The organism is Arthrobacter sp. NamB2 (genome assembly GCF_005281365.1).
Lineage (GTDB): Bacteria > Actinomycetota > Actinomycetes > Actinomycetales > Micrococcaceae > Arthrobacter_D.
On record NZ_SZWI01000019.1, the window covers coordinates 1 to 1,579 of the forward strand.

Genomic DNA, 1,579 nt, shown 5'->3' on the forward strand with positions numbered 1-1,579 from the left:
AGGTTCGGATGATGCCGGGTACGCACCGCACCGCTACGAGGTCACCGTCGTGGCGACCGTGCCGCTGCAGTTCGACGGCGCCGGATCCGGTGCTGACGATCCCACCCAGTGCGGGACCGAGGGCGATGACACAGCCCGCGCGTTCAGCAACACCTCGTCCCTGACCGGTCCGACCGGTGACGTGGAGGAGGACAAGGCGTGCGCGCCGATCCCCTCGATCGACATCGACAAGACTGTCTCCGCGGGTCCGGTTCCCAACGGGGATGGCACATGGACTGTCACGTACGACGTCGTGGCCACGAACACGGGCTCCTTCGAGGGCGCGTACGAGGTCACGGACCGGATGACTGCTGACGGCGACATGACCGTGGTCTCCGGCGACGTGACGAGTGCACCGCAGGGCGTCACGGCTTCCCCGACCTGGACGGGCCTGGGCGCTGAAGGCAGCCCCGAGAACGTCATCGCGTCGGGCATCATCCTGCCTGCCGGTGGTACCCACACCTACCAGGTCGAGGTCGTCGTCGGCATCGACGCGACAGGCGGAGCACCGGTGATCACCGAGTGCTCGACCGAGCCCGGCGAGAACGGAGGCCTGTCCAACACCGCACAGATCGAGCACAACGACCTGACGGACAGCGCCGCGGCCTGCATCGAGGTCGCGTTCATCACCCTGGACAAGACGATCAGCGCAGGACCCACCTCCAATGGTGACGGGACCTGGTCGATCACCTACGATCTGCTGGCCGAGAACATCGGCACGGCAGCAGGTGACTACGACCTGCGTGACCAGCTGCGCTACGGCACGGGCATCGACATCGTGTCCGCCGAGGTCATCACCACTCCGGCAGGGGTCAGCAGTGAGGACACCTGGACAGGTGAAGGCGCGGAGTTCAATGCTCCCGAGAACCTGATTGCAGGGGATGTCACCCTCGCGGCGTCGGGTGAGCACCGCTACCAGGTGCGCACCGTCGTCGAGTTCGACGAGGCGACCATCGACCCGGCTGTGCTGGCCTGCCCGGCCCCGGGATCCGGTGCCGCCGGCGCTCTGTCCAATGCGGCGTCACTGAACCACAACGGCGCCATTGCCATCGACCAGGCGTGCGCTTCGCTTCCGCTGATCACCCTGGACAAGGCGCTCGTTTCCGCGGAACCGGTCGGTGACGGCACGTGGGAGGTCGCCTACGACCTCACCGTCGAGAACCTCAGCACCGAGGCCACCACGTACGACCTGGACGACGAGCTGCTCTTCGCCCCGAGTATCAGCGTCGACTCCGTGGAGGTCACCGGCCCGGCCGGCATCACCACCGACGCGGGCTTCGACGGTGATACGCACCAGCGCATCGTCACCGACGCCGCGATCACCGGGATGGACGAGGACGGGTACGCTCCCCATGTCTACCGGGTGACCGTGCTCGCGAACGTGCCCCTGCACTTCTCGGACGAGGACATCAGCGACGACGGAACCGGCTCACCTGCCTGCACCGTCGGCAGCGGATCGAACACGCTCGAGCAGGGCCTGAACAATGCGGCAACCCTGACGGATGAGACGGGTAACACCCAGACCGACACCGACTGCGCC

The 1,579-nt window shown here is 66.9% G+C and carries 1 protein-coding gene; it reads left to right on the forward strand.

What is annotated here, in order from left to right; all coding sequences use genetic code 11:
- Positions 1-1,579: hypothetical protein (locus FDK12_RS15125; RefSeq protein WP_189636371.1), on the forward strand; the 1,579-nt coding region annotated here is incomplete at both ends.